This window comes from Brevundimonas mediterranea (assembly GCF_011064825.1).
Classification (GTDB): domain Bacteria; phylum Pseudomonadota; class Alphaproteobacteria; order Caulobacterales; family Caulobacteraceae; genus Brevundimonas; species Brevundimonas mediterranea_A.
The window spans coordinates 1,136,149-1,162,635 of the sequence record NZ_CP048751.1; the positions used below are offsets into that span (position 1 = coordinate 1,136,149).

Below are 26,487 nucleotides of genomic sequence, written 5' to 3' on the forward strand. Positions count from 1 at the left end.
ACGAAGGAGACTTAGCCTGTGCGCCGTCCCTTTCCAAGGGGTTTTCGTCAAAGCGTCGCACCCCACGCCTAACAGCCCCGCTTTGCCGATGGCCCTCCGCTGGGCTAGGCATGACCTTTGCGACGATGACGAGGCTTTTTTCATGCGCGTTCTGGTTCTGGGCGGCGACGGTTTCTGCGGCTGGCCGACGGCCCTGCACCTGTCGGCCAAAGGTTGGGACGTGACCGTCGTCGACAACCTGAGCCGGCGCAACATCGACAACGAGCTGGAGGTCCAGTCCCTGACGCCGATCCGCACCATGGGCGAGCGGATCAAGGCCTGGAAAGAGGTGTCGGGCCGCGACATCGGCTTCGTCAACATGACGGTCGGCAAGGAGTTCGACCGGCTGGTCGCCCTGATCCGCGACCTGGCGCCCGACAGCGTGGTGCATTTCGCCGAACAGCGGGCGGCCCCCTATTCGATGAAGTCGGCGCGGCACAAGCTCTACACCGTCGACAACAACATCAACGCCACCAACCATCTGCTGGCCGCCATCGTCGAAAGCGGCCTGGACGTGCATCTGGCCCACCTGGGCACCATGGGGGTCTATGGCTACGGCACCGCCGGCCTGCGCATCCCCGAGGGCTATCTGAAGGTGACGGTGGACACCGACCACGGCCCGGCCGAGCAGGAAATCCTGTTCCCGCCCAATCCGGGCAGCATCTATCACATGACCAAGACGCAGGACGCCCTGCTGTTCCAGTTCTACGCCCGCAACGACGCCTTGCGGATCACCGACCTGCACCAGGGCATCGTCTGGGGGACGCAGACGGTCGAGACCAAGCTGGACGAGCGGCTGATCAACCGGTTCGACTATGACGGCGACTATGGCACGGTGCTGAACCGGTTCCTGATGCAGGCGGCGGTCGGCTATCCGCTGACGGTCCACGGATCGGGCGGCCAGACGCGGGCCTTCATCCATATTCAGGACACGGTGCGCTGCGTCGAACTGGCCCTGAAGAACCCGCCCAAGCGTGGCGATCGGGTCAAGATCCTGAACCAGATGACCGAAAGCCGCCGGGTCCGCGACCTGGCCGCCATGATCGCCGACAAGACCGGCGCCGTGGTCCACAACGTCGCCAATCCGCGCCAGGAGGCCGACGAGAACGACCTGGTCGTCGCCAACGACCAGTTCCGCGACCTGGGGCTGAAGCCCATCACCCTGGCCCAGGGCCTGATGGACGAGGTGACGGAGATCGCCCGCCACTACGCCGACCGTGCCGACCTGACACGGGTGCCCTGTGTCTCCGCCTGGAACCAACGCCGGGCCGAGGCGCTGGAAAATGAAGCGCGGCCGTATGCGCCGCCCCAAGTCCTGTCTGCCTGAGTAGATCGATGCCCGACGCCGCCCCCGCTCCTTCGTCCGGCCGCGAGCCGTGCCTGCTGGTCTTCGGCGGCGGCTATCTGGGCCGGGCGGCGGCGCTGGAGGCGATCCGGCGCGGCGGGCGGGCCGTCGCCACCTCGCGCGACGCCGAACGCCGCCGGTCCCTGTCGGCCGAGGGGATCACGGCGATCGACCCCGCCGATCCCGAGGCCCTGAAGACCGCGCTGGAGGCCGCCACGGCGGTTCTGGTCACGGCCGCGCCCGACGCCCACGGCTGCCCCGGTCTGCGCGCCCTGGGGCCGGTGGCGTCCCAGGCCTGGCCCGACTGGATCGGATACGTCTCCTCGACCAGCGTCTATGGCGACCGGGCCGGGGGCTGGGTGTTCGAGGACGGACCGCTGAACGCCGCCAGCCTGGAGGGCGCGCGGCGGGTGCGGGTCGAGCGCGACTGGCTGGACGGCGGTCAGGGCATGGGGCTGACGGTGCAGATCTTCCGCCTGCCGGGCTTCTATGGCCCCGGCCGCAGCGTGGTCGAACGGCTGCGCGACGGGACGGCCAGACTGGTGCGCAAACCGGGCCAGGTCTTCAACCGCATCCATGTGGACGACGTGGTCTCGGCCCTGTTCGCCTCGATGGACCGGCCCAGGCCCGGCGCCGCCTACAATCTGACCGACGACGAACCCGCCGCAGCCGATGTGGTGGTGGAATGGGCCGCCGCGAAAATGGGCCTGCCGCGCCCGCCCGAGATCGACTGGACCGACGACAGCGTCAGCGAGGCCATGCGGCGCTTCTATCTGGACTCCAAACGGGTCTCGAACGCCCTGGCCAAGGCGGAACTGGGCTGGCGTCCGAAATATCCGACCTGGCGCGAGGGGCTGGCGACGATGCTGGAGACGCCGCCGCCGTTGCGATTGGTGGGCTGATCACGCCGTCATCCTCGGGTCGAGCCCGAGGATGACGGGTGAATGCGGTCGCGCGCTCAAGCCGCGAGCGACCGCGTCGCGAGCATAGCGCGCTTAAAAGGGCAGCAGGTTGCGCTGACGGCTGTAGCTCATGGTGCCGATATTGGCGCCCAGACGCAGGCCGACGCCGGTGCGGATGGGGGCAAGGACGATGCCGTCGGCCTGCTGATAGTTCACGCCCAGGCCGGCGATCAGATAGGCCGAACCTTCGACGCCCGGATAGCGACGATAGATCATGTCGGGGTGATACAGGCCGTACACCAGGGTGAAGACCCGGCTGGCGTTGCCGCCCCAGTCCCAGCCGATCGAAGCCCCCTGCCAGAACACCTCCTGCGAGGCCGACAGGTCCTTCATGTGCAGGGCGCCGCGCCCGTAGCGCGCGCCCACGACCACGGCGCCGGACCCTTCTTCGCCGGCGATATAGGCCGTGGGGCGGTCGCCCTGGTCGGCGAAGACCCGCTCGATGGCCCCGCCCACGACCTCGGCCGCGATGCCCAGCTCCTTGGACCCGGCCGCGACCAGTTCGTCGAAGCTGTAGGCCGGCGCCGTATTGTCCGAACGGATCGGATAATTCGGGTTGGCCGGAGCCGTGGCGCAGGCCCCCACGGACGAGGCGCCGGCGGCGGTGGCCAGGCCGGAGAGGATCAGTTGTCGGCGATGCATGGGGCGCTCCTAGAGGCGGCGAGGGACAGCCAGCGGGGACGCCGGGCTTTGTAACAGAGTCCCCGACCTTTGCGGCAGCCTTGCGGCTTCAAGGTTAACGGGGGCTTACGGGGAGGGCCGCCTGCGGGAAGGTTAGGCCGGGAGACGCAACAGCTGGCCGGACAGCGTCCGCTTGGCTATCGTCGGTCTTATGACCCCCAAGACGCCACGCCGAGCAGTTTCACCGTGGATCACGGTTCCAGTCGGGATCGCCGTCATAGTCCCCCTCGCCTACTTTCTGAACCAGCCCGCAAGAACGAGGCTGGACGCCGCCCGGCGCGACCTCGCCGAGGCCGGCTACCCTGACGCCCGTGTCAATCGGGCTCAGACACCGAGCAACATGCGTCGCTGCGGCGTCGGTCAGATTCGAAACAAGGGCTATGCCTATGATTGGAAGACAGACGCCCACAGCGGTGTTTTTTGCCAGCCTGAAGACGGCCGCCCGGTGAGCGTGCTTCTCGATCAATAGGCGGGAAACGGCCTACGGCGGTTATCCGCAGGCCGCCTCAATCCGCGAAACTACGCCCGCAGCCTGCCGCCCTGCTTCTCCACCGCCGCCACGATCTTGGCGGTCAGGACTTCGATCTCGGCCTCTGCCAGGGTCGCCTCGCGCGGCTGGATCACGACTTCCAAGGCGACGGACTTGAAGCCGTCGTCCACGCCCTTGCCGCGATAGACGTCGAACACCCGGACCTCGGCGATCAGGGCCTTGTCGGCGCCGGCCGCAGCCCGGACCAGATCGCCGACCGGCTTGGCGTCCTCGACCACGAAGGCGAAGTCGCGGGTCAGGGGCATGAAGGCCGACAGGTCCGCCGATCCTCGCGCCTTGCCCGACTTGCCGCGCGGCTCGGGCACGGCGTCCAGCACGATCTCAAAGCCCAGCATCGGGCCGTCGGCGTCCAGCGCCTTCAGCACGCGCGGATGCAGTTCGCCGAACTCGACCATCACATTCTTCGGCCCCAGCTGCAGCCGGGCCGAACGGCCGGGGTGCCACCAGTCGCGGTTCTGACCCTGGGCCAGTTGCAGCGAGGCGACCGGGGCGCCGATCTCTTCCAGCAGGGTGGTCAGATCGGCCTTCAGGGCGAACAGGGCGTCCTCTCCGGCGCCGGCCCAGTGGCGGGCGGCGTGGGGGGCGACCAGGGCGGCGATGACCGTGCGCTGATCCTTGGGGCCGTCGCCCAGATAGACGGGGCCGATCTCGAACAGGGCCGCGTCGGCGAAGCCGCGCGCGGCGTTGCGCGCCGCCGCCTGGATCAGGTTCGGCAGGGCCGAGGGGCGCATACAGTCCAGATCGGCCGCGATGGGGTTCTCCAGCACCAGCCGGTCGTCTCCCCCGCCGAACAGGGCCGCGGTCGATTGCTTGGTGAAGGACCAGGTGACGGCCTCGGCATAGCCCAGGGCCGCCAGGGCCCGGCGCGCCGTGCGGACGCGGGCCTGACGCGGGCTCAGCACCCCGCCGGCGGGACGGGCGACCTCGGGCAGGGGCGTGTCGGGCAGGCTGTCGAAACCCTCGATCCGCGCGACTTCTTCGACCAGATCGGCCCGGCCCTCGACGTCGCGCCGCCACGACGGCGGGGTCACGATCCAGGGTTCGGCCTGACCGGCCGGCGCGGCCGTGATCAGGAAGCCGAGCTGGCCCAGGATGGTCCCGATCCGGTCGTCGTCCAGGTCCATGCCCGTCAGACGCTTCACATAGGCGGGGTCGAAGGCGAAGGGCGCCGGGCTGGCCGGGGGGTCGCCGACGAAGACGATCTCGGACGGCTCGCCGCCGCACAGGTCCAGGATCAGGCGGGTGGCCAGCTCCAAGCCGGGCGTGACCGAGACCGGATCGACGCCGCGCGCGAACCGGTACTGGGCGTCGGAATGGATGCCCAGCGCACGACCCGTCTGGGCGATGACCAGCGGGTCGAACCAGGCGCTTTCAATGAAGACATCGGTCGTGGTTTCGTCGCAGCCGGTGCTTTCGCCGCCCATGACCCCGCCCAGGCCGATGGGGCGCTCGCCCCCGGCGTCGGCGATGACGCAGTCGGTCGCGGCGGCCGTATAGGTCTTGCCGTCCAGGGCGATCAGATGTTCGGGCTCGCCGCCCTCGATATGAGCCGTCTCGGCCGAGACCTGGCCGCCGCGCACCACGATCTCGGTCCCGACCAGCTTGGCCACGTCATAGACGTGCAGCGGGCGGGCGCGGTCATAGGCGATCAGATTGGTCACATCGACCAGCCGGTTGATCGAACGCAGGCCGATGGCCGTCAGGCGTTTCTGCAGCCAGGCCGGCGACGGCCCGTTCTTGACGCCCCGGATCACCCGGCCGGCGAAGACCGGGCACATCTCGGGCGCGTCCAGCCGCACGGTGATCGGCGACGGGAAGGCCCCGCGCACCACGGCGATGTCGAAATGCTTCAGCTTGCCGACGCTGGCGGCGGCGAGATCCCGCGCGATACCGGCGACGCCCAGCCAGTCGGGCCGGTTCGGCGTGACTTCGAAATCGATCACGGGTTCCGCGCCGAACAGGCCGGCGACCGGCGTCCCGACCGGGATTTCCAGCGGCAGCTCCTGGATGCCGTCGCTCTCATCGGCCAGCTCCAGCTCCGAGGCCGAACACAGCATGCCGTTGGACACCACGCCGCGCACCGGCTTCTCGACCAGGGTCACGCCCAGGCCGGGCACATAGGCGCCGATGGGGGCGTAGATGGTGGTCAGGCCCGCCCGCGCGTTCGGCGCGCCGCAGACGATCTCTTTCACGCCATCGACGGTTTCGACCTGGCAGACCTGCAGCCGGTCGGCGTTCGGGTGACGCTCGGCCGACAGGATCCTGGCCACGGTGAAGGGCGCCAGTTTGGCGGCGGGGTCGAGAACCTCCTCGACCTCCAGCCCGGCCATGGTCATGGCCTCGGCGATCTGATGGACGTCAGCCTCGGTTTCGAGGTGGTCTTTCAACCAGGAGAGGGTGAATTTCATCGGGAACTCAGACGCACGGATTCATGACAGGTTCACGCGGGATCGATAGCAGGTCATCGATGTCCGAACGTAGCTTTTCGGGACCTTGATCGCGAACCGCGCGATACATGTCCACGGCATCCCTCTGGCGGCACAGCCTGCGATCAAGTTCGGCGCGTCGCTGACGCCGCGCCTCATCCAGGCCTTCGCGTGACGCGGGTTCGCGGCTGTTGGCCATGATGAAAGTTTCAATCCGGCTCACGCTGTTGCGCAGTTCAGTTTGCAGCGCCTCATCGCGATTGCGATGGCAGGTCTCCCCGATGATTGCGACGGTATCATACAGCATCCAGGCGCAAAGGACGGCGCCCTTACCGCTGACGTCCATCTGGACGGTCCAACCATCCTGTGAAAACTCTCGGGTATTCGGGTCTCGCGACGGCTCTTGTGACGAGTGTGCCATGCCGCCAAGCGTGACGACCAGACCTATGGCAAGCAGCATCCTCATCGGTTCAGGCCTTGGGCGTATTGGTCAGGGTGCTGACCTGGTCGAGGAACTCATCGGGGCCGGTGAAGCCGACGCCGTAAAATTCGCAGCCGATGAACTGGCAGTCGCGCATCGGGATCGTGCCGACGGCCTTGTCCCCCAGCGGCCGCATCAGCAGGTTCTTGATGCCGCCGCGGCTGTCGCCGAAATTGGTGTCGGTGAAGGTCACGCCGCTGGACGCCAGAATGATGGCCGGTCCCTGGAACCGACAACCGGTGAAGGCGCGGCCCTGGATCAGGCCCTGCCCCTGGCGCGACGCCGCCGCGAACAGTTCGTACAGGATGATGTCGACGTTCTCGAACGCCAGGGCGTTCAGGTCGGACGGATCGGCCAGAGGCCGATTGATCGGCAGGATTGAGTTCATCAGCTCAATCCGCTCGCCGGATTGGGGGCGGCGAAGGCCGAGAAGCCGTAGTGGGCCAGCCAGCGCGTATCGGCGTCGAACATGGGGCGCAGGTCCGGCACGCCGTATTTCAGCATGGCCAGGCGATCCACCCCCATGCCGAAGGCGAAGCCCTGATATTCATCCGGGTCGATGCCACAGTTCCGCAGCACATTGGGATGCACCATCCCGCAGCCCAGGATCTCCAGCCAGTCGTCGCCGGTGTTGAACACCAGTTTCCCGCCGGACCGGTCGCAGCGGATGTCCATCTCGGCCGAGGGTTCGGTGAAGGGGAAGTGGTGCGGACGGAACCGCGCCTGGACCTCGTCCAGCTCGAAGAAGCGGGCGATGAAGGTCTGAAGCGTGGTCTTCAGATGACCCATGTGGATGTCACGGTCGATCACCAGGCCTTCGATCTGGTGGAACATCGGCGTGTGGGTGGCGTCCGAATCCTTACGGAAGGTGCGACCCGGCGCGATGATGCGGATCGGCGGCGTCTGGCTCATCATGGTGCGGACCTGCACCGGCGAGGTGTGGGTGCGCAGCACCTTGCGCTCGCCCGTCTCGGGATCGGGCTTCAGGAAGAAGGTGTCGTGCATCTCCCGCGCCGGATGCTTGGGCGGGAAGTTCAGGGCGGTGAAATTGTGGAAGTCGTCCTCGATGTCCGGACCTTCCGCCACGGCGAAGCCCATTTCGGCGAACAGGGCGATCATCTCGTCCATCACCTGCATGGTCGGGTGGACCCCGCCCTTGCGACGCGGCCGGGCCGGCAGGGTCAGGTCGACGCGCTCGGCCTGAAGCCGCGCGTCCAGCTCGGCGGCCTCCAGCTCGGCCTTCTTGGCGGCGATGGCGGCGGACACGCGGTCGCGCAGGCCGTTGATCATCGGCCCCTGTTCGCGGCGTTCGTCGGGGCTCATGGCCCCCATCCCCTTCAGCAGCCCGGAGACGGAGCCGGACTTGCCCAGGGCGGCGACGCGCACCTCTTCGAGGGCGGCGACGCTCTCTGCGCCGCCGATGGCGTTGATCAGTTCGAGTTCGAGTGTGGCGAGATCGGTCATTTGGCCCGTGCATTAGCGGGCCGGGGCGCGTTCGTCACCCTTGAAGGCGCGCGGCAGGACTGATCAGGGCGCGGAGGCGATGGCGGCAAGCTGGTCGGCCGGCGCCTTGTTCGCCGCGACGATCCAGGCTGGCGGTTCCGGCTCCCAGCGGATGGGCCTTCCCTCGGTGCTGGTCCAGCGGTGCAGCCAGGAGATCCCGTTGGCACGGACATAGCGATCTTCATGCGCATAGATCGGGTCCGACAGGGCCTGTTCCAGCGTCACGAACCGATAGCCGCGCGCCAGATACAGGGCGTGGATCTGCGGGTACCAGTCCTGGTTCAGGCTGTTGGCGTGCAGCAGCAGGATCTGGGCCGGCTCGCGCCCGCCGGTCAGTTCGGCGCTATAGGGTTCGAAGAAGTCCAGCACCGTGGTCATATGGGCCACATAGGCTTCGCCGATCCGCCGTTTCAGCGCCTCATCGCCCAGTTGCTCGGCCTTGCGATAGACGTCGCCGAACATCCAGTCGTTGTTGTCGATCGTGACGGGGGCGACCGTATAGCCGCGCTGGGCCAGGCCGGCGGCGATGGCGTCATGCTTCTCCTGGGTCTCTCCGGTGAACAGATAGGGATGACGGAACCAGCGCAGGGTCCGCCCGCGCGTCTCCAGCGCGGCGCGCGTGATCGGGGCGCCGGCGTCCACATCGGCCAGATAGGCCTCGGCCGTCGTGCGGTGGATATTGATGTGGCTGAAGCTGTGGTTGCCCAGATCCAGCCCGCCGTCCAGCCAGACGCCCAAGGCTGTCGGCAGGGTCGAGACGCGGGTCGGTTCGCACACCCTGCCCTCGTTGACGAAGGCCGTCCCCTGCGTGTCCAGCGGCTTCAACATGGCCACGAAATCCGTGGTCAGCCGCATCAGTTCGGCGGGATCGCACAGCGCCGTCTCCGACGCCTGATAGGGCAGGTCGTCGAAGGTCACGGCGATGCGGCGGTCCTGAGCCGCCGCCGGGAAGGCCAGGGCGGCGACCGCCGCAAGACCGCAGATCAGGACACGTATCGCCATGAGGCCAGACTAGTCCGGACTTCCGCGCATGGGAACCTGCGCCGTCATCGTCCGTTCACAGATCAACCGTCCGAAACGCGCCTTGAAAGGTTCATGATCGGCAAAGCGGTTGTTAAATATCACTGGTTAAGCCCGCCCTCGTGGACATAAGGGGGGCCGAATGCCGCTGATCGGTGATTTCGTTGACTTGATCGCGCCGGTGGCTCCGTCCACGCCGGGCGCCGAGGTGTTCGAACGTTTCCAGACCGAGCCGAACACCCTGGCCCTGGCCGTCGTGAACGATGACGGGCGGCCGGTCGGCATCATCGAGCGCAACGCCTTCACCCTGCGCATGGCGGCCGAGTTCGGGCGCGCCCTTTACGCCAAGAAGCCGGCCGAGAGCCTGATGGATCGCAACGCCCCCATTGCGGAGGCCGGGACCAGCGCCGAGGCCTTCTTCCAGGCCTATGGCGCGGCGGAACTGGGCGCCCTGCTGGGCGGCTTCATCGTCGTGGCCGAGGGACGTTATGTCGGCGTCGGCACGGCTCTGCAGGTCGTCCAGGCCGGCGCCGCCCTGCACCGCCAGCGCGCCGAGGAAATGGGGGCCCTGGCGCGGGACCTGGCCATAGCCGAGGCCGAAGCCGTCGCCTCCAGCCGCGCCAAGTCCGAATTCCTGGCCGTCATGAGCCATGAGATCCGCACGCCGTTGAACGGGGTTCTGGGCGTCGCCGCCCTGATGGAGCGGAAGCTCGAACAGGAAGAGCTTCGCCCCTATGTCCGCACCGTCATCGATTCCGGCCAGAGCCTGCTGCGGCTGCTGACCGACGCCCTGGACATGTCGCGCGCCTCGGCCGGCATGCTGACCCTGGAGGAAGAACCGCTGGACCTGTCCGCCGTCGCCTTCGACATCGACGCCCTGTGGCGGCCGCGCGCCGAGGAGAAGGGCCTGAACCTGACCGTCCGCACCGACCTCGAGGCCGGTCCCTGGGTCCTGGCGGACGGGATGCGGGTGAAACAGCTGCTGAACAACCTGGTCGGAAACGCCCTGAAATTCACCCAGACCGGCGGCGTGGCCGCCACCCTGGTCAGCCGCAGTTCCGACACGGGCCTGAGCGTCGAACTGACTGTGGACGACAGCGGCCCCGGCGTGCCGGAGGCGGCGGCCGCTACCATCTTCGACCCCTTCAATATCGGCAAGGCCGGACGCGAGGGCGCCGGCGCCGGACTGGGGCTGGCCATCTGCCGTCAGATCGCCGAACGGATGGGCGGCTGCATCAGCCTGGGCGTCTCGCCGATGGGCGGGGCGCGGTTCCAGGTCCGGCTGCCGCTGAGCGCCTGCGCCGCCGACGCGGGGGCCGTCGGTCCGGTCATGGCCGAGCCGACGCCGCACGAAACCCTGCATGTGCTGGTGGTCGACGACAACGCCACCAACCGCTTCGTCGCCGCCAAGCTGCTGGAGATGTTCGGCTGCACCGCCGAAATGGCCGAAAACGGCCAGGAGGCGCTGGACGCCGTCCAGGCTCGCCCGTTCGATCTCGCCCTGATGGACATCAAGATGCCGGTGATGGATGGGGTCGCCGCCACCCGCGCCATCCGCGCCCTGTCCGGCCCGGCCTCGCGCCTGCCGATCCTGGCCCTGACCGCCAACGCCGAGGAAGGGGACGAGCTGGACTATATCGCCGCCGGCATGAACGGCGTGGCCCAGAAGCCGATCCAGCCCGACGCCCTGCTGAACGCCATCCGCCTGGTGCTGGCGGCGGCTCAGACCGCCCCCGTGCCGCAAGCCGCCTGAGTCCGCCGGCTGAGTCCGCCGCCTGGCCCGTCCCCGGGCCAGCTCTGGTCCTGAAACGAAGAACGCCCGCCCCGGGAGACCGGAGCGGGCGTTGATCTCTATCGAACGCGGACGGGCCTTGGCCCGGCGCCCTTAGGCCAGGGCGGCGCGGACCTTGTCGGCGACGGCCTTGAAGCCCGCACCGTCGGCGGCGATCGAGGCCAGGACCTTGCGGTCCAGTTCGATGCCGGCCTTGTTCAGGCCGTTGATGAACTGGCTGTAGGTGAAGCCTTCGATACGCGCAGCGGCGTTGATGCGCTGGATCCACAGGGCGCGGAAGTTGCGCTTCTTGGCGCGACGGTCGCGATAGGCGTATTGCCCGGCGCGGTCGACGGCGGCCTTGGCCGTGCGGATCGTATTCTTGCGGCGGCCGGAGAAGCCCTTGGCCTGCTCCAGAACCTTCTTGTGCTTGGCGTGCGAAGTTACGCCACGTTTAACGCGAGCCATGTCGCTATTCCTTCAAATTCTTTGGGTTGAGATCTGTCGTACAGCGCGCGCCGATCAGGCGTACGGCATGTAGGACTTGATCTTCTTGGCGTCGGCGTCGGCCATGACCGAGGTGCCGCGGTTCTGGCGGATGTATTTCGAGTTGTGGCTGATCAAGCGGTGACGCTTGCCCGCAACCCCGGCCTTGACCTTGCCAGTGGCCGTGAATTTGAAGCGCTTCTTGGCGCCCGACTTCGTCTTCAGTTTCGGCATTTCAGTCTCCTTGTTGGAGGGGCTACCGTCCTTCGGACTACTTGAGCCCGTTGGATGAGGTGTCTCTCCAGAGTTATGAACCGCCTAGGCATGCCTGTTCGCCCGGCGGTTCGGTACGCGAAGGCGCGGCTTGTAAGCGAAGACGCCGGCCGACGCAAGATGAGTCAGGACAAGGACTTGGCGGGCGCTTCTGCAGCGACCTGACCCCGGCGGATCGCCCGTCCGGCGTTGATCGCCATCACCGCCGCCGGGATGGTCAGCAGGGCCCCGACCAGGAAGGGCCAGTCATGCCCCAGGCCCGAGAACAGCGCCCCGGCCACCATGGGTCCGAAGATCCGCGCCACCGAGCTGGAGGCCATGTTCAGACCCAGCATGGCGCCCTGCCGGTCGGGCGGCGAGGCGCGGCTGATCATGGCCGAGATATTGGGCATGGCCAGGGACATGCCGCAGGCGCCGACGGCCATGACCAGGGGAATGACCCAGCCCTGGACCAGGGGGATCGACAGGCCGCCCAGCTCCAGCCGGGTCGCCGGGAACCAGGCGACCGGCGCAAGCACCTGCAGCACAAGCGATGCGCCGAACAGCAGCATCCCCGTCGCCAGCACCCGCGCCTCGCCGAACCGCCGCGCCAGACGCCCGGCGAAGAAGCCCTGGTTCAGCGTGGATATCACGCCGACGATCATGAAGCTGAGCCCCACCTCGCGCGCGCCCCAGGCGTAGCGGCTCTCGGACCACAGGCCGAACACGCTCTCCATCGCCGAGAAGCCGGCCATATAGACCAGGGTCACGACCAGGACCCGCGACACCACCGGATTGGTCCGCGCGTCCTTCAGCCCCGCCAGGAAGGGCGGACGCGCCGCCGCAGGATCGGCCTTGGCCCGACTCTCGCGCAGGAAGACGATCACCCCGACCGCCGCCATGGCCGCCAGGGCCGCAGCGAGGAAGATCGGCAGTTGATAGCCCAGCCGTCCCAGCTGCGGCTGGGTCAGCAGGCCGCCCAGCCCCGGCCCGACGATGAAGCCCAGGCCGAAGGCCGCGCCGATCAGCCCCATCCGCCCCGCCCTCTGCTCCGGCGGCGTGACGTCGGCGACATAGCCCTGAACGGTCGAGATATTGCCCGCCCCCAGTCCGGTGAACAGGCGCACCGCGATGGCCAGCCAGATATTGGGCACGAAGGCCAGCATCAGATAGCCGACGGTGTTGGCCGCCAGCGTCGCCAGCAGGACGGGCTTGCGGCCGATCCGGTCCGACAGCCGCCCCCAGAAGGGTTCGGCGAAGAACTGGCCCAGCGAATAGGCCGAGAACATCAGGGTGATCTGCCAGGCCTCGGCCTTCAGGCTCTGGGCGAAGAAGGGCAACAGCGGCACCACCAGGCCGAACCCGACCAGATTGATGAACACCACCGAGAACAGGACCGCCAGGGCAGGCGCGCGAACGGCGGGAGGCGAAGGCGTCTGGATCATGTCCCACGCTTAGCGCGACGCTTGGTCCGCGAGAAGCGCCCTCGCGTCGCCGCCCACTCGACCGCTCAGTTCGGCCCGACGGGGTTGTTCGCTTCCAGAAACCGCACCGTCTCGCGCAGCATCTGCTGGCGGGTGTCGGCGCGCGACAGCCAGTGGTCCTCGCCCTGCAGTTCGATGAACTCCACCGGCTTGCCGGCCCGGCGCATGGCCTCGGCCATGACCCGGCTCTGTTCGATGGGCACCACCGTGTCGTCCTTGCCGTGAATCAGCAGCAGGGGCCGGTCGACCGTCTCGGCCAGCCGGGCCGGCGACAGGGCGTCCAGCGCCCGGTCGTTCAGTCGCGCCGCCCCCATGAACCGGTTCCAGTAGCGCACCGTCTGGCTGTCGTTGCGGCCCTCCTGCCGCGCCTCCCAGTTGACCATGCGGCGCAGGTCCGACACCCCGGCGACGGCCACGCCGCAGCGATAGACCCCGGCGTCCAGCGTCAGGCCCGCCATGGCCGCATAGCCGCCGTAGCTGGCGCCGACGATACAGACCCGTTCGGGATCGATGATCCCCTCGGCCGCCAGCCAGCGCACCCCGTCCGACAGATCGGTCTGCATCTTGCGGCCCCATTCGCCGTAGCCCGCTTCCAGGAAGGCCAGGCCATAGCCGGTGGACCCCCGGAAATTGGCCTGAAGCACCGCATAGCCCCGTGAGGCCAGGGCCTGGGCCCACCAGTCGAAGCCGGCCTCGTCCTGCGACGCCGGCCCGCCGTGCGCCAGCACGATCAAGGGCAGGCCAGACGGCGCCTCAACCCCCGGCGGCAGGGTCAGATAGCCGGGAATGTCCAGCCCGTCGGCCGCCGCATAGTGGATCGGACGCATCTCGCCGACCAGATCGGTCGGTATGGTCGGATAGGCTTCGGCCAGAACATCGGCCTTGCCACGCGTGAAGTCGACCAGTTGGTACAGCCCCGGCTCCCCGATGTCGTTGAACACGACGATCAGATTCTGCGCGTCATTCCAGGATGTCAGCACCGGTCTCTTGCCAGCGAAAGCCCGCTCGATGGCGCCCCACCGCCGCGCCGCAGCGGGATCGACGAACTCATAGTGCGTGCCGTCCTCCTCCATGCGACCGCCGCCGACCAACAGGCGCGTGCGCGGATGATGGACCAGGAAATCGGGATGATGCTCGAACGGCAACCGGCTCCATTCGCCGGTGTCCACATTGACCTCGAACAAGACGTCGGCCGTCTCCGAATCCTCGTCCTCGGCCGCCAGATCCGGCCGGTCCGCGCCGACGATGATCGTACGCGGCGTCCGCCCCATGCCCATAAGGCTGGGCGTATCAACCGGCGCGTCCACCGCCCAGGACTCGCTGAACCCATGCCCCTTGGGCAATCGCAGCGACCACCGCCCGCCGCGCTCGACATAGCGGGCCATGGCGATCACCTTGCCGTCGCCGTCCAGCACATAGTCCTCGATCTCGCGATCCATGGATTCCACCGACCGCCCGCGGCCGGTGGTCAGGTTGATCCGGTGCAGGTCGATCTGGCCGGTGGTGATATTGAACCCCCGCGCGAACAGGGTCGGCCCCTCTTCGGTCCGGCGGATCGAAGCCGGGCCGATCAGAACGGCCAGGACGTCCGGCGTACGATCCAGCACCTGAACCAGTTTCTTCTTCTCGAGGTCCAGCACCTGACCGAAGAACAACTCCCGGCGCGACACGCCCAGCAACGGGATGCCTTGCGTCTGCGAGGTCACGACCAGCACATGCCCCTCGCCGATCCAGCGCAGATCGCGAACCTTGGCGTCGCCGATGGCCGCGGCGAACAGATGCTCCCCTGTGGTCATCCGCGTCACCGCGATGGCGCGGATTTCGCCCACGACAGTGATCCGGGCGATCAGATCACCGCTCGGCGAAACCTCCATGTATTCGACCGCCGGCGTGGCGCTGTAAGCCTCCAGGGGCGGCGGCGGCGAGGGTTCAGCAGCGTCCGGCTGAATCCGCGCCGCCGCACTGCCTCCGCACAGAACCATCGCGATCGCCACGGCGACCGCCTTCCCCACCGAACTCAACACCACGCACGTCCTCCCCCGAGTCGAACCTCCTTTTCGGACGCCCCGCCCGCAAGTTGCAAGAGGTCCGCGCCCCACGCGCGAAAAAAAGAAAGCCCCGACCGGGTCCGGTCGGGGCTTTCCAGATCAGCGATGGATCGTGCCGATCAGCGCGGCGCCAGGATCATGATCATCTGGCGGCCTTCCATCTTGGGCGCGAACTCGACCTTGGCGATTTCATCGAAATCGGCCTGGACCTTGTTCAGCAGCTTCATGCCCAGTTCGGGGTGGGCCATTTCACGGCCGCGGAAGCGCAGCGTGACCTTGACCTTGTCGCCCTCGTCGAAGAAGCGGTGCATGGCCTTGGCCTTCACCTCATAGTCGTGGGTGTCGATGTTCGGACGGAGCTTGATTTCCTTGAGCTCGACGACCTTCTGGCGCTTGCGCTGCTCGGCCTTCTTCTTCTGTTCCTGGAAACGGTGCTTGCCGTAATCGAGGATCTTGGCCACCGGCGGTTCGGAGGTGGAGACGATCTCGACCAGGTCCATCCCGGCTTCTTCGGCGGCTTCGAGCGCGGAAGAGGTGGGCATGACGCCCTGTTTCTCACCGTTCTGATCAATGAGCAGAACGCGAGGGGCGCGGATATCCTGGTTCATACGCGGCCCGTCTTTCACGGGTGGCGCTTGCATGGGACGGCGAATGGGCGTCGTTTCCTTATGTGGTCAAAGAAGGCGTGTGTCGTGATGAGCGAATGCACGCGGCTGTCGCCACGTTCCCCTCATGACGGCAATATGCGCCCAGAAGCCCGGTTTTTCAAGGCTTGGCGGGCGTTTCGGCGATATAGGCGTCGTGCAGCGCCAGCACCGCTTCGAAGACATGATCGACGCTCAGAGCCTCGATGGGGGCGAACTCCCCGCGCGTCTCGTTCGAGGCCGCCGTGCGCGTCTTCGGCCCCCAGGGACCATACAGCCACCATTCCGTCGGCCCGAACAGGCCCAGCGTCGGTCGCCCCAGCGCCGCCGACACGTGCATCAGGCCGGAGTCATTGCCCACGAACAGATCGGCCCGGTCGATGGCGGCGGCCGAGGCCAGGATGTCGCCCTTGCCCACGAAGTCGATGGCCCGAGCCCCGGCAGCCTCCAGCGCCGGCGTCGCCGGCGGCCGGTCGCCCGGTCCGCCCACGGGCATGAAGCGCCAGCCATCGAAACGCGGCTCGGCCTTCAGCTTCTCGACCAGGGCGCCCCAGCGGTCTGCGGGCCAGCTCTTGCCCGGCTGGTGGGCGATGGGGGCCAGGGCGATGATGCGACCGGGACCGGCGCCGCCGGCCAGCTGCGGATCGATGACGGCGGCGGCTTCGGCCCGCGCCTGATCGTCCAGGAAGATTTCGGGATCCAGCGCCGTCTGCGATCCCATCAGACGCGACACCATCTCGACCTTGCGCAGCCCCGTCTCCCACGAGCGATTATAGACGACGCGTCGCTTGGCCGGGATCAGATAGGCCAAGGCCGAGCCCCGGATGTCGACGACCATATCCCAGCGGGTCGAACGCACCTGTTTCCACAGATCGACCCAGTGTCCGGCCCTCTTCTTCTTGTCGAGCACGAGGGTGCGCACCACGCCGGGCGCAGTGCGGAAGAAGGGCGCGGGCGGCCGGCCGCAGGCGACGGTGATCTGCGCGCCCGGAACCTGACGTGAAATCTCGCGGATCACGCCCGAGGAGATGACGCAGTCGCCGATGCGATTGGAGGTGACGAACAGGACCTGGGGTGCGGACATGGGCCTGTGTTCCGCCATCGCGCGGCGCGGTCAAGGGTGACGGCGAAGGAAAGTCCGGGCAGAACGCCCCCATGACCGACATCCAGCACCTGTCCCGCCCCGACGGCGAAACCCTGGCCTTCAAACGCATCGAGGGCGGCGGCCCGACCGTCGTCTGGGTCGGCGGCTTCCGCTCCGACATGGAGGGGACCAAGGCCCTGGCCCTGGACGCGGCGGCGCACGACCGCGGCTGGAGTTTCGTCCGCTACGACCATTTCGCCCACGGCCAGTCCTCCGGCGACTGGCGCCGGGCCACCATCGGTCGCTGGCGCGAGGATGCGGTCGCCCTGATCGACAGCCTGTCCGGCCCGATCATCCCGGTCGGCTCGTCGATGGGCGGCTGGGTCGCCCTGCTGGCGGCCCTGGCGCGGCCGGAACGGATCAAGGGCCTGGTCCTGGTCAATCCGGCCCAGGACTTCACCGAACGGCTGATGTGGCCCGGCCTGGCCGACCACGAACGTCAGGCCATTCTGCGCGAGGGCGAGACCCTGATCGTCGAGGAAGGCCTGGGCGAATACGTCCTGACCCGACGCATGTTCGAAGAGGCGCGCGACTGGCTGCTGCTGGACGGCGTCATCGAGATCGTCGCGCCAGTCCACATCCTCCAGGGCCGCGCCGACGACGTGGTCCCCTGGCGTCACCAGGTCGAACTGATCGAACGTCTGACGGGCGGCGACGTCCGCCTGGACCTGATCGAGGGCGGCGACCACCGGCTGTCCACGCCCACGGACCTTGACCGGCTAGTGGCGGCGGTGGAGGGGATGCGGGGCTAAGCCCCCCGCGCCCCCGTCAACACCCCATATAGATCCGTCCGCCGATCGCGGAAGAAGCCCCAGGCGGCGCGATACTTGTCCAGTTCATCCAGGTCGAAGCGGTGCACCAGCACCCCCTCCTCCTCGGCGCCCAGGCTCTCGACCAGATCGCCCTGCTGATCGGCGATGAAGGAATGGCCGTAGAAGGTCTGGCCGACCTCGGTCACCGTCTCATGCCCGATCCGGTTGGCCCCGACGACGGGAACCGCATTGGACACGGCGTGGCCCTGCATGGCGCGCCGCCACGGCTGGGCCGTGTGCAGGGTCGCGTCATGCGGCTCGGTGCCGATGGCGGTCGGATACATCAGCACGTCGGCGCCCATCAGCATCATCGCGCGCGCAGCTTCCGGGAACCACTGGTCCCAGCAGATGCCGACCCCGACCTTGCCGAAGCGCGTCTTCCAGACCTTGAAGCCCGTATCCCCCGGCCGGAAATAATACTTCTCCTGATAGCCAGGGCCGTCGGGGATATGGCTCTTGCGATAGACGCCCAGCGCCTCGCCGTCCGCGTCCAGCATGACCAGCGAATTGTAATACTGCGGCCCGTCCTTCTCGAAGATCGAGACGGGAATGGCCACACCCAGTTCCCTGGCCATCGGCGCCATGGCCGTGACGCACGGATGCTCGCGCCATTCATAGGCCTGGCTGAACCAGTGCTCCTCCTGCGACACGCAGAAATACGGCCCCTGGAACAGTTCCGACGGCAGGATCACCTGCGCGCCCTTGCCCGCCGCCTCGCGCACGAAGTCGATCGTCTTGGCGATGTTCGCCTGCATGTCCTCGCCATACGAGGTCTGGACGCCGGCGACGGTGATGGTGCGGGTCATGCGGGCTCCTGCTGGGAGATGCAGTGGAACGAGCCGCCGCCGGTCAGGATGGCCTTGGAGGGCAGCGGGATGATCTCGCGATCAGGGAAGGCCTCTTTCAACGCCTTGCACGCCATATCGGCTGCAGCGTCGTCGCCATAGGTGGGCACCACCACGGCGCCGTTGGCGATCAGGAAGTTCATGTGGCTGGCCGGAATCGGGCGTTCGTCCTCGTCCAGCACCAGGCCCGGAGACGGGATTCTCAGTACACGGAGCTTACGCCCCGCCGCGTCGGTCATGCCCGACAGATCGCGCGCCGTGGCGTCATAGACCTCGGCGTTGGGGTCGTTCCGCCCCCAGGCGATGGGACAGGCCACGACGCCCGGCGCGACGAAGCGGGCCAGGTTGTCCACGTGTCCGTCTGTGTGGTCGTTCAACAGGCCGTCGCCCAGCCAAAGCACCGCCTTGGCGCCAATGGCGGCCTCCAGCGCGGCGGTCGCGACCGCCTCGTCCTGGTTCCAGGCCGGGTTGCGGTTCGGGTTCAGCAGGCACTGGCGGGTGGTCAGCACCGTCCCCTCCCCGTCATGATCCAGCGACCCGCCCTCCATGACGAAATCGTTCCACGTCAGGGCCACGCCCGCATGTTCGCCGATCTGACCGGCGACCAGATCGTCGCCCGGCATGTCGTATTTCCCGCCCCAGCCGTTGAACTTGAACGCCGCCGCCGTCGTCGATCCCGCGCCGAAGATCGGCCCGGTGTCGCGCAGCCAGATGTCGCCGAACTCACCGGCCACCACCTCGACATTCTCGACGCCCTCAAAGCGCGCCCGGGCGTCCGCCAGCACCTCGGCCTTGCCGACCATCAGCTTGACCTGTTCACGCCCCGGCCCGGCCAGGGCCCGCACCAGCCCCTCGACCTCGTCCTGCGCCTGTTCCAGCGCCTCGAACCAGTATTCGGCATGGCTGGGCCAGCCCACCCACATGGCGCGGTGCGGAGCCCACTCGGCAGGAATGGCGGCGGAGATGGGAGCGGTCATCGGCGGGCAGGTCCTGTCTGGGGTCCAACGGAGCGGGCGGGCGACCCGCGAGCCGCGCCATATGGCCCCAACCGCCCCCGACTTCAACGGCGGGCTTTACGCAAAGAAAAAGGGCGGCCCGCGAACGGACCGCCCTTCGTCGTTTCAGTCTGGCTAAGCCTTAGAAGGCGGCGCGCAGGGTCACCATCGCCGTGCGCGGGGCGCCCAGCTGATAGCTGGCCGTGCCCGTGGTCGAGGTGGAGATGTCAGCCAGGTATTCCGTGTCGAACAGGTTGATCACGTTGAACTGGATGTACGAAGACCCGTTGCCGACGCTCGCCAGGTTGTAGCGGACGTCGAGATCGAAGGTCGTGTACCCGGGAGCCACTTCGGTGTTGACGTCGTTCGAGAAGCGGTCGCCGACGCGCTTGCCCTGCAGCCCCAGATCGAACGGACCGACGGTATAGGCGACCCGCATGCCATACTGCCATTCCGGCGTTTCAACCAGTTGATTGCCGGCGGTTTGGATGAAGACCGGCACGCCGTTGACGACGCCGTTGGGCAGATTGCTCTTAACTTCGCTGTCCGTGTAGGTCACCGAGCCGGTGATGTTGAACTTCTCGAACGGCGACCAGCCGAGTTGGCCGTCGAAGCCCTGAAGCGTCACATCGCCGACGTTGCGGGTCAGGAACAGGTTCGCCGCCTCATCAAAGGTGCGCACGATGCGGTTCGAATAGTCCGTCTTCCACACGGCGATCGAGCCGAGCAGGCCCGGAGCCTGGTAGCGATAGCCGATGTCGTAAGACTTGGTGCGCTCGGGCTCGGGGTTCACGTCGACCTTGTCGTACAGGTCGTCCGTCCGCGGCGCAGAGAAGCCCTCGGCGTAGCTGGCATAGACCGAGTTGTTATCGGCGAAGCGCCAAGTCACGCCGCCGTTCGGCAGGACCGCATCATAGCTCTTGCTGAACGAACGGGGCTTGCCGTAGCTGTTCGACGCGTTGCTGTTCATCGACGAAGCCGGGAAGGTGACCAGATCCGTGCCGGCGACCGGCGTGCCGACTTGGGTGGTGCAGTAGGCGTTGAAGGTGTCGCGCTGGTAGCAGTAGTTGTTCAGCTCACGGTCGAAGTAGGGCGCACGAACGCCCAGGTCCAAGCTGATCGCGTCGTTGAAGAAGTTGCCGCGATATTCGGCGGCGATCTGGTTCAGCTTGGCGTAGGACAGACGATCCCGACGACGGAGGATGGTGCCGTCGGCGAGCTTGACCGGCGTGCCGTTACGGCCGGCGAAGGGGTCTTCCGGCTTGCCGTTGGCGTCGATGTAACCGAACTGGCCCGTCTGACGGTGACGACCATTGTCGTAGGTGTAGGCGACGCGCAGACGGTTGTTGTCGTTGATGTCCCAGATCAGCGAGCTGGTCAGGGCGTAACGGTGCGTGTTGGTGATGTTCGGGCGGAACAGGGTGACGCGCGTGGCGCCGTTGATCACGCCGTCGCGGTTCAGATCAGCGCCGGCTGCGGAAGAGTTGCCGATCAGCTGCGGATCCGTCTCGCTCATCGTCTGAGTGCCGCCGCCGTGCGCCAGAACATACTGGAAGGACGGGTCGATCGTCAGGACCAGATTGTCGCGCAGCGTGAAGCGCGAGGCGCCACGGATGTTGCCCGTGTTCGACGGATTGATGTTCACCAGGGTGGACGGCAGCGAGTTGCCCGAGTTGTAAGCGACGCCGTCGTTGAACTGTCGCAGCGTCTTACGGGCGATGAAGCTGTTGCGGTTCTCGTTGTAGTTGGCGGTCAGCGACAGGAAGTCGCCGTTGTCTCCAAGCGCCTGGTAAATACGGCCGTTGTACTGGGTCTTATCGACGCCGCCGGCGCCGATGAAGTGGTCATATTGGGTTTTCGACGCCGAGAACCAGGCGGTCGTGCCCCAGGGCCCGAAAGCGCCAGTGTCCACCAGGCCGAAGAAGCGACGATAGCCGGTTTCGCCGATCGAGGGCTGCAGCATGAAGCCGAACTTCTCTTCCGGACGGCGCGTGGAATAGTTCACGGTGCCGCCCGTCGCCGAAGCAGTCGGGCTGTCAACGTCGGTCGTGCCGAGGTTGACCGTCGCGCGGCTGATCAGTTCCGGATCCAGCTGCTGGTTCGAATAGATGGCGTAGTTGCCGGTGTCGTTCAGCGGAACGCCGTCCTGGGTCAGCGAAATGCGCGCCGAGTCGAAACCGCGGATCGTCAGATCGCCGCCGGACGAACCGAAGGCGTCATTGTTGGTGAAGTTCACGCCGGGCAGCAGGTTGATCGAGTTCAGGATCGTTTGGCCGGGAGCCTGGGTCGAAATATATTCTTCGGTCACGGAGGCCCGCGACTTGGACACGGTTTCAGCCACGATAGCGCCGTCGATGTTGCGCGGGCCGCGCTGACCAGTGACGACGATATCGCCCAGTTCGGCGGCTTCCGTGCCGGTCGATTGTGCGGAGGCGGCGCCGGCGCCGGCCAGCGTGCCGACGATGGCGGTGGTCGCCCAGAAGAGGCGCTTGCGGTTGATCATTGCATCTATCCCCAGATGAAGGCCGGACAGGCCCCTAAAGGCGACAGGCGGGGTCGCCTGTCGAAATCTGGCCCCATCTACGTCGGGTGTTGCAATGTCAGGCGACAGTTATATGACAGCGATATGACAAGGCCCAGCTGTGGCCCTGTCGCAACATTCATGCCGCCCTACGGGGGATTGCTTAGAAAATCCGCTCAAACATGTCGGCCACGCCATGCGCCGTCCGCCCGATCGCCCGGGGTTCATGGAAATTGCCGTTCACCTGGCTCTGAGCGATCACATGGGCGCGGAATCGGGTGAACAGGGCCGTGTCCGGCGCCTGGGGCGCCGACCAAAAGTCGTCCAGCGCCTGCTGGTCGGTCAGTCCGTCGAAGTCGAAGAAGGCGTCGCCCAGAACCTTGACCGGCGTATGGAAGCCCAGGGCGGACAGGGCGGCGCTGGAATTGTTCACCACCATGCCCTGAGAGGCGCGACACAACTGGGCCAGATTTCCGCCGTCGATGAAATCGACCCGTCCTTGCAGACCGCGCTCTATGACCAGACGCCGCGTCACCGCCGAAAGATCGATCAGACCCGGATCCAGCGGATGGTTCTTCACCACCAGCCGCGCGTTCCGGGGCGCATGGGCCGCAAAACTGGTCATGACCTCGGCGAGGAAGGCGGTGTTGTCGGCGTATCGCGAATAGCGAAGCAGTTGCGCGTCGCCTTCACGCTGGAGACAGGCGATGAAGAATTCACCCCGCGCGGCGATGACATCGACATCGTTCTCCGACGCACGCCGCGTAGCCAGGCCCAGATAGCGCCGCACATGGCCCAGGCACTGGCTCAGGGGCGAGGCCGTGTAATGGTTGGCGTGCCGCGGAAACAGGAAGGCGCCCAACGTCTGGACCACATGGTAGGCGGTTATGTTGACCACATGGTGAGGCAGAATCCGGCCCACGGGGATGGGTTCGGGAAGGACGGGTTCCGGCGCGGGATAGCCGTCGCGAAAACGGGGAAGGCCGCTGGACGCATTGACGCCGTTCAGCTCGACCGTGACCCAATCAGGACGGAAATATCCATTTTCCAGCACCCAGACGCGGGCGTCGAGCCCTTCGGTCGCCGACAGGACCGCGCGATTATAGGGGCCGCCTTCACCAAACAGGAGAAGATCGGTGAAGTCGGCCGCCACCTCCGCCAACCGTTCGGCCCAGACCTCGGCTGCGGCCTTGAACACCAGGCCGCCGGCGCGGCGCCAATTCATGGCGTCGCCGGCGTTGAAGATCATCCGCTGAACCGTCGCGCCCCGCGCCTCCAACGTCCGCGCCAGAGCGACGCCGAATCCGCCAAACGGCGCCGACACGATCAGGAACCGCCGGCCGGACAGGCTTTGACTGTGGTGACGGACGCCGACAGGCAGGATGGTCACATCGCCGCCGTACGCAGGCGTCGGCGGCGGTGCGCGAAGCCGCGATTGGACGGTCGGGGGGCTGTCCGCCCGAAGCCGGTACCGCCGCCGCCGGCGTCCCGTGACCTGTCGATGCGACTGGCGAAGATCAACCATTTTACAGATCCCCAGTGCGCTTAAAGCGGCGCGGCGGGTCAAGGAACGACTCTTCGCCGATGCAATCGGGGCGTTTGGCGGAGACTGTGACCATTGGGTTTTATCTCGCTCGCCACAAAGGTCGGATCAACCCAAATTCCATAATGCGGCGCGATTTCGACCAACCGTTACCATCTCTCCACATAGAAAACCGCCATCCTCGAACGAAGACGGCGGTTTCTGATCCGTCCGATAGACGTACCTCAAGGTCCCGCGCCCCCGCCCCGACTTTCGCCGGGCCGGAGGCATAGGTCTTAGAAGTTGATGTCTATCGTCGCGCGACGGTTGAGCGGCTCACGCACGCCGTCAGCGGTCGGCTTGGCCAGGGCGGTTTCACCCTTGGCGTCCAGGGCGATGACGCCGCCGTTGACGCCTTGGGCGACCAGAGCGTCCGCGACGGTGCGCGAACGACGGTTCGACAGGCCGAGGTTATAGGCGGCCGAGCCCGAGGTGTCGGTGTAGCCGACGATCAGGACGCGCGTCGGGCGGCCCGACTTGGCGTATGTCGCGGCCTGGCTGACCACCGAACGGGCCTCCGTCGTCAGGTCCGAGCGATCCCAGTCGAAGTAGACGACGAACTGGCGGGCGACCGGAGCCTGGGCCACCGGAGCCGGGGGCGGCGGCGGGGGCGGAGGAGGCGGCGGCGGCGGGGGCGGAGGAGGCGGGGGCGGGGGGGCGTCTTCAGCGCCGAAGCTGTAACGCAGACCCAGGGTCACGGTGTGCGACTGGTCGTAGTCGCCGTCCCATTCGCCGAACGAGGTCGCGCCGACGCCGGTGCCGACCGTGGTCGAGGCGAACGAGGCGTCGCCCGTCAGATAGCGGTAGGTCAGGTCGATATTGGTGCGGTCGCCCACAGCCCAGGCCAGACCGGCGATCGCCTGAGCGGCGAACTCGGTCGAGCTGTCGTCAGCAGCGAAGGAAGCGCCGCGGTTGGCCCGCAGATTGCCGACAGTGTCGGTGTTGACGTGGTTCACGCCGGCGCCGAGACCGACGAAGGGACGGATGCCCCAGGCTTCATAGCCGAAATCGTAGATGACGTTGGCCATCAGGGTGGTGGACTCGATGTCGCCTTCCGGAGAGAAGCAGCCGCCGGTGGCCGGGGTCAGGTTGCACAGGCCCTGGGTGCCGGAGACGGCGCGCACGGTGCCGATGTCACCCGAGCGGTAGCCGCCTTCGAGTTCAACGCGCCAGTTGGGGTTGAAGCGATAGCCGAGACGGGCGAAAGCCGCCCAGCCGTCGTTCACTTCATAGTTCCAGTTGGCGCCCGTCGTCGACGATTCGGCGTTGATGTCGTCGATCATGTGGTAACCGGCGTCGATCGCGCCGTACCAACCGTTAGGTTCCGCCGAGGCCGCGCCAGCTGCGAACAGCCCTGCGACGGCGACGGAGGCGAGAAGTTTGAGCTTCATAGCTTCCTCAATCTGTAAAATGCCTGAAGCCGAGCTGTTGCCCGACGTTCCCGAGCCAAACGGCATCGCTGGCCGGTTGTTCCACCCGCCTGAGATGAATGTGGCGACTGTGGCGCCGTTTCAACACAATGGGCGAACGAGGGTCGGGAAACAGCGCCGCTCGTGACGTGTCCCGGCTTGCGTTGACGCCGCGTGAGGGGCCTAAGTTCGTCGCAGAGGAAACCGTTCTGGTCTCAAGTCGCGCTTAAGGCGCGACAGGCCCGCCCAACAAAGAAGGATCTCCGTCATGCGGGAAGCCGTAATCGTCTCCACCGCCCGCACTCCCATCGGCCGGGCCTATCGCGGGGCCTTCAACGACACCCAGGCCCAGCAGCTGGGCGCCCATGCGGTGAAACACGCGGTCCAGCGCGCCGGCGTCGATCCGGCCGAGATCGAGGACGTGATCATGGGCGCGGCCCTGCAGCAGGGTTCGACCGGCACCAACGTCGCCCGCCAGATCGCCCTGGCCGCCGGCCTGCCCTCTTCGGTTCCGGGCATGAGTTTGGACCGCCAGTGCGCCTCGGGCCTGATGGGCATCGCCACGGCGGCCAAACAGGTGATGTTCGACCAGCAGAAAATGGCGGTCGGCGGCGGGCTCGAGAGCATCTCCCTGGTCCAGAACCAGTACATGAACCTGTACCGGGCCAAGGACGAGGCTCTGCTGAAGCTGGCGCCCCACATGTATATGTCGATGCTGGAGACGGCCGAGGTCGTGGCCCGCCGCTACAACATCAGCCGCGACCGCCAGGACGAATACGCGCTGCAGTCCCAGCAGCGCACGGCGGCGGCCCAGGCGGCAGGCCGGCTCGACGCCGAGATCGTGCCCATGACCACCACCATGCTGGTTACGGACAAGGCGACCGGCGAGACCACCTCCCGGGAGATCACCCTGTCGAAGGACGAGGGCAACCGGCCTGAAACCACCCTGGAGGGGCTGAAGACCCTGAAGCCGGTCTTCGGCGGCGGCGAGGAGGTCCAGCAGGGCGAATATATCACCGCCGGCAACGCCTCCCAGCTGTCGGACGGCGCCTCGGCCTGCGTCATCATGGAGGCCGGCGAGGCGGTGAAGCGCAATCTCCAGCCGCTCGGCGCCTATCGCGGCATGGCGGTTGCGGGGGTCGAACCCGACGAGATGGGCATAGGCCCGGTCTACGCCGTGCCCAAACTGCTGAAACGTCACGGCCTGACGGTCGACGACATCGGCATCTGGGAGCTGAACGAGGCCTTCGCCGTCCAGGTCCTCTACTGCCGCGACACCCTGGGAATCCCGGACGAACTGCTGAACGTCTCGGGCGGCGCCATCTCCATCGGCCACCCCTACGGCATGTCCGGCGCCCGCATGACCGGCCACGTCCTGATCGAGGGCAAGCGGCGCGGCGCAAAATACGGCGTCGTCACCATGTGCATCGGCGGCGGCATGGGCGCGGCGGGGCTATTCGAGATCTTCTGAGGTTCCCGTCTCCTCC

At 67.1% G+C, this 26,487-nt stretch carries 22 protein-coding genes; 5 read left to right on the forward strand and 17 right to left on the reverse strand.

The genetic code is table 11. From position 1 onward, the window contains the following. Positions 1 to 142: 142 nt before the first annotated feature. Both GYM46_RS05605 and GYM46_RS05610 read left to right on the forward strand, forming a co-directional pair. Positions 143 to 1,366: an NAD-dependent epimerase/dehydratase family protein gene (locus GYM46_RS05605; protein ID WP_008259673.1), complete on the forward strand. Its 1,224-nt coding sequence runs from the start codon at positions 143 to 145 to the stop codon at positions 1,364 to 1,366. A gap of 8 nt (positions 1,367 to 1,374) precedes the next feature. Next, a complete protein-coding gene (locus GYM46_RS05610) occupies positions 1,375 to 2,286 on the forward strand; it encodes an epimerase (RefSeq protein WP_008260391.1) in 912 nt (303 codons plus the stop codon). A gap of 93 nt (positions 2,287 to 2,379) precedes the next feature. Here the strand turns inward: GYM46_RS05610 and GYM46_RS05615 are convergent, their stop codons facing one another. From GYM46_RS05615 to GYM46_RS05640, 6 genes are all read right to left on the reverse strand, one after another. Further along, positions 2,380 to 2,988, reverse strand: a complete 609-nt coding sequence (locus GYM46_RS05615; protein WP_008260390.1) for a DUF1134 domain-containing protein — start codon at positions 2,986 to 2,988, stop codon at positions 2,380 to 2,382. Positions 2,989 to 3,546: 558 nt separating this feature from the next. Continuing rightward, the gene (gene pheT, locus GYM46_RS05620; RefSeq protein ID WP_008263659.1) at positions 3,547 to 5,985 is read right to left on the reverse strand and encodes a phenylalanine--tRNA ligase subunit beta; all 2,439 of its coding nucleotides are present in this window, start codon (positions 5,983 to 5,985) and stop codon (positions 3,547 to 3,549) included. A 7-nt stretch (positions 5,986 to 5,992) separates the two neighbouring features. After that, positions 5,993 to 6,469: a hypothetical protein gene (locus GYM46_RS05625; protein ID WP_156796392.1), complete on the reverse strand. Its 477-nt coding sequence runs from the start codon at positions 6,467 to 6,469 to the stop codon at positions 5,993 to 5,995. Between the two features lie 4 nt (positions 6,470 to 6,473). Further along, on the reverse strand, positions 6,474 to 6,872 hold the full coding sequence (locus GYM46_RS05630) for a hypothetical protein (RefSeq protein ID WP_050771589.1): 399 nt from the start codon (positions 6,870 to 6,872) through the stop codon (positions 6,474 to 6,476). Then, positions 6,872 to 7,948, reverse strand: coding sequence for a phenylalanine--tRNA ligase subunit alpha (pheS, locus tag GYM46_RS05635; protein WP_008260286.1), 1,077 nt, complete (start codon positions 7,946 to 7,948; stop codon positions 6,872 to 6,874). Before pheS ends, GYM46_RS05630 begins: the two co-directional genes overlap by 1 nt. A 63-nt stretch (positions 7,949 to 8,011) precedes the next feature. Continuing rightward, positions 8,012 to 8,989 (reverse strand): polysaccharide deacetylase family protein, encoded by a 978-nt coding sequence (locus GYM46_RS05640; RefSeq protein ID WP_008260362.1) that lies wholly within the window; start codon positions 8,987 to 8,989, stop codon positions 8,012 to 8,014. A 160-nt stretch (positions 8,990 to 9,149) separates the two neighbouring features. Here GYM46_RS05640 and GYM46_RS05645 point away from each other — a divergent pair, with 160 nt between their 5' ends. After that, entirely contained in the window at positions 9,150 to 10,760 is a 1,611-nt protein-coding gene (locus GYM46_RS05645; protein WP_008262520.1) for a response regulator, read from the forward strand. A gap of 132 nt (positions 10,761 to 10,892) precedes the next feature. Here the strand turns inward: GYM46_RS05645 and rplT are convergent, their stop codons facing one another. The 6 genes from rplT to GYM46_RS05675 form a co-directional block, all read right to left on the reverse strand. Next, positions 10,893 to 11,246 (reverse strand): 50S ribosomal protein L20, encoded by a 354-nt coding sequence (gene rplT / locus GYM46_RS05650; protein ID WP_008258832.1) that lies wholly within the window; start codon positions 11,244 to 11,246, stop codon positions 10,893 to 10,895. A 54-nt stretch (positions 11,247 to 11,300) separates the two neighbouring features. Next, positions 11,301 to 11,498: a 50S ribosomal protein L35 gene (rpmI, locus tag GYM46_RS05655; RefSeq protein ID WP_003166435.1), complete on the reverse strand. Its 198-nt coding sequence runs from the start codon at positions 11,496 to 11,498 to the stop codon at positions 11,301 to 11,303. Positions 11,499 to 11,662: 164 nt separating this feature from the next. Next, the gene (locus tag GYM46_RS05660; RefSeq protein WP_008260329.1) at positions 11,663 to 12,961 is read right to left on the reverse strand and encodes an MFS transporter; all 1,299 of its coding nucleotides are present in this window, start codon (positions 12,959 to 12,961) and stop codon (positions 11,663 to 11,665) included. A 65-nt stretch (positions 12,962 to 13,026) separates the two neighbouring features. Next, positions 13,027 to 14,994 carry a S9 family peptidase gene (locus GYM46_RS05665; protein WP_244304276.1) on the reverse strand — a complete coding sequence of 656 codons (1,968 nt, stop codon included), beginning with the start codon at positions 14,992 to 14,994 and terminating at the stop codon, positions 13,027 to 13,029. 173 nt (positions 14,995 to 15,167) lie between these two features. Continuing rightward, the gene (infC, locus tag GYM46_RS05670) at positions 15,168 to 15,689 is read right to left on the reverse strand and encodes a translation initiation factor IF-3 (RefSeq protein ID WP_035309352.1); all 522 of its coding nucleotides are present in this window, start codon (positions 15,687 to 15,689) and stop codon (positions 15,168 to 15,170) included. 124 nt (positions 15,690 to 15,813) lie between these two features. Continuing rightward, positions 15,814 to 16,776 (reverse strand): glycosyltransferase family 9 protein, encoded by a 963-nt coding sequence (locus GYM46_RS05675; RefSeq protein ID WP_040349208.1) that lies wholly within the window; start codon positions 16,774 to 16,776, stop codon positions 15,814 to 15,816. Between the two features lie 71 nt (positions 16,777 to 16,847). Here GYM46_RS05675 and GYM46_RS05680 point away from each other — a divergent pair, with 71 nt between their 5' ends. Continuing rightward, complete coding sequence (locus GYM46_RS05680; protein WP_035309356.1) at positions 16,848 to 17,588, forward strand: alpha/beta fold hydrolase; 741 nt, start codon at positions 16,848 to 16,850, stop codon at positions 17,586 to 17,588. On the opposite strand, the gene aguB is transcribed toward GYM46_RS05680, so the two are convergent. The 5 genes from aguB to GYM46_RS05705 all read right to left on the reverse strand — a co-directional run bounded on the left by aguB (position 17,585) and on the right by GYM46_RS05705 (position 24,982). Further along, the gene (gene aguB, locus GYM46_RS05685) at positions 17,585 to 18,454 is read right to left on the reverse strand and encodes an N-carbamoylputrescine amidase (RefSeq protein ID WP_008259385.1); all 870 of its coding nucleotides are present in this window, start codon (positions 18,452 to 18,454) and stop codon (positions 17,585 to 17,587) included. The two genes, GYM46_RS05680 and aguB, sit on opposite strands and share 4 nt — an antisense overlap. After that, positions 18,451 to 19,470 carry an agmatine deiminase family protein gene (locus GYM46_RS05690; RefSeq protein WP_164952619.1) on the reverse strand — a complete coding sequence of 340 codons (1,020 nt, stop codon included), beginning with the start codon at positions 19,468 to 19,470 and terminating at the stop codon, positions 18,451 to 18,453. The genes aguB and GYM46_RS05690 overlap by 4 nt, the downstream gene beginning before the upstream one ends. A gap of 160 nt (positions 19,471 to 19,630) precedes the next feature. Then, positions 19,631 to 21,991 (reverse strand): TonB-dependent receptor, encoded by a 2,361-nt coding sequence (locus GYM46_RS05695; protein WP_164952620.1) that lies wholly within the window; start codon positions 21,989 to 21,991, stop codon positions 19,631 to 19,633. 181 nt (positions 21,992 to 22,172) lie between these two features. Then, the gene (locus GYM46_RS05700) at positions 22,173 to 23,399 is read right to left on the reverse strand and encodes a capsular biosynthesis protein (RefSeq protein WP_164952621.1); all 1,227 of its coding nucleotides are present in this window, start codon (positions 23,397 to 23,399) and stop codon (positions 22,173 to 22,175) included. A gap of 428 nt (positions 23,400 to 23,827) precedes the next feature. Beyond that, positions 23,828 to 24,982 (reverse strand): OmpA family protein, encoded by a 1,155-nt coding sequence (locus tag GYM46_RS05705; RefSeq protein WP_164952622.1) that lies wholly within the window; start codon positions 24,980 to 24,982, stop codon positions 23,828 to 23,830. A gap of 286 nt (positions 24,983 to 25,268) precedes the next feature. Between GYM46_RS05705 and GYM46_RS05710 the strand changes: the two genes are divergently transcribed. Then, positions 25,269 to 26,471 (forward strand): acetyl-CoA C-acyltransferase, encoded by a 1,203-nt coding sequence (locus GYM46_RS05710; protein WP_008260066.1) that lies wholly within the window; start codon positions 25,269 to 25,271, stop codon positions 26,469 to 26,471. Positions 26,472 to 26,487 lie beyond the last annotated feature (16 nt).